The 2,022-nt window shown below is 60.4% G+C and carries 1 protein-coding gene; it reads right to left on the bottom strand.

Going from position 1 to position 2,022, the window contains the following annotated elements; all coding sequences use genetic code 11:
* Positions 1-64: 64 nt before the first annotated feature.
* Entirely contained in the window at positions 65-1,999 is a 1,935-nt protein-coding gene (locus tag NW820_RS04285) for a R3H domain-containing nucleic acid-binding protein (RefSeq protein ID WP_414406775.1), read from the bottom strand.
* Positions 2,000-2,022 lie beyond the last annotated feature (23 nt).

Raw genomic sequence — 2,022 nt, 5'->3', positions numbered from 1 at the left:
CCACGACGGCTCAATGGATAGAGGTTCTCTAGAGCTGGACTATTGGCTGCGCTATCGTGTGGGGCTAGTTGGGATAGATGCGCAAGCGGCGGTTGGGCTCTTCGCCAAAGCTTTGGGCCCGCAGGTGGTAATGTTCCACCAACTGGTGTTGGAGCTTGCGGATCAGAGGCGAACGGGGCAAAAGTTCCACTGGCTGAGACTTGGGAATGACAATTTGCTCCACCGCCAGGCGGGCTTCTTCCAGAGCTTCGGTTTCATCACCGGAGCTGGCGCGAATGAACAGCTCCAGGTCGGAATCGGATCCATCTTCGCTTTCGATGTTGAGGATGTGGCGCAGGGCGCGGGCCAGGGCAATCAGAGTATTGGCCTTAACGGTGTGAATCGGGATCTGGCGGGAGTGGGCCATCTGCTGGATCTTGGAACGGCTGCGCACCTGGGATCGCAAGGCCAAGACAATGTCTGCCTCGTCTAGATCTTTGGTGACATCCGCCGACAGTTTCAGGGTTTGGATCACCTGCTCCAGGTAGAAGCGGCTCACTCCGTAGGGGTAGATCATCAGCGGCCCATCCGGATTCTGCTGCCGTCCTGTCGGGGCTAGGGCGGATCCCTCCCAGTCCAAATCTTCTTCTTCGTCAGAGCCGGATTCTACTCTGGATTCGGCCACCACCTGAGGGGCAGGACGGGATCCCGCCGGCGTTAGCGGGACGGAGTCCTCTCGCCTCTCCAGGAGCAAACCCGATTCTCCTTGCTGCTGCGAGCGACTTTCAAGCGGCTCTGAAGGCAGAGCTTCCATCCGTCCAGAGCGTTGCCATCCTCCCCGCTCCCGTGCTGCGGAGATTGTGCTGCCGGCAGGGGGCCATTGGGGGCCAGATAGAGCCGGGCGCCCGTTTGCGCCAGCGGTGCTCCGCACTATCACCACCTGGCCGTGTTCGTCTAAACTGCGGGTTTGGGTCAGCGGCTCGCGGTTGCGCAAGAGACGATCCACAGTGGCGGCCACATCTTCGTGGATGACCCAGCGGGATCGCTCCAGCATCTCTATGGCAATCTCAAACGTAGGGGGAGCTTTGCGCTCCAACACACTCTTTTGAGAGCCGCGCCGCCGCGCCTCTTCATCTCCCAGGGTGACCGATTGGATCCCGCCCACCAAGTCTGAGAGGGTGGGATTTTTGATCAGGTTGTCGATGCGGTTGCCATGGGCAGTGGCCACCAGTTGTACCCCCCGCTCGGCAATGGTACGAGAGGCCAAGGCTTCCAGTTCGGTGCCGATCTCGTCGATGACCACCACTTCGGGCATGTGGTTCTCCACCGCCTCAATCATCACCTTGTGCTGCAGCTCTGGGCTGGCCACCTGCATCCGTCTGGCCCGACCAATACCCGGATGGGGCACATCGCCATCGCCGGCAATCTCGTTGGAAGTGTCGATAATGACCACTCGTTTGCCCAGCTCATCGGCCAGCACACGGGCAATCTCCCGCAAGGCCGTGGTTTTACCCACCCCCGGTCGGCCCAGCAACAGCATAGAGCGCCCCTGTTCCACCAGGTCGCGGATCATGCTGATCACGCCGATAACGCAGCGACCCACCCGACAGGTAAGGCCGATGATCGTGCCTTGGCGGTTGCGAATGGCACTGATCCGGTGCAGGGTAGAGGCAATGCCTGCGCGGTTGTCACTGCTGAACTCTCCAACCCGGCTGATCACCTGATCCAAGTCGGCCCGGGTGATCACGTCTTCTGAAAGGTAATCGGCAAAGCCGGGGAAGCGGGCTTCGGGGCGGCGACCCAAATCCAGCACCACCTCCACCAACCGATCCAAGTGGGGATGCTGTTCTAGGCGCTCACGAATCGGAGCAGGCAGGATATCCAAAAGCTTACTCAGGTCGTCGCTGTATTGAACCTGGCCGGGAAAAGAGTGCTCCGCGCCGCTGACGCAAGCGGTGCGTTCAGCACTTTCCGGATCCACTGACGGACTTGGGGTTGAGGGCTGTACGGGGAAACTCATGGCTGAGCAACGTCGTTAAACGC

This window comes from Synechococcus sp. R55.7 (genome assembly GCF_047461955.1).
In the GTDB taxonomy this organism is placed as follows: Bacteria; Cyanobacteriota; Cyanobacteriia; order Thermostichales; family Thermostichaceae; genus Thermostichus.
The sequence above is the reverse complement of the archived record's forward strand: the minus strand, read 5'-3'. Positions and strand labels throughout refer to the sequence as shown.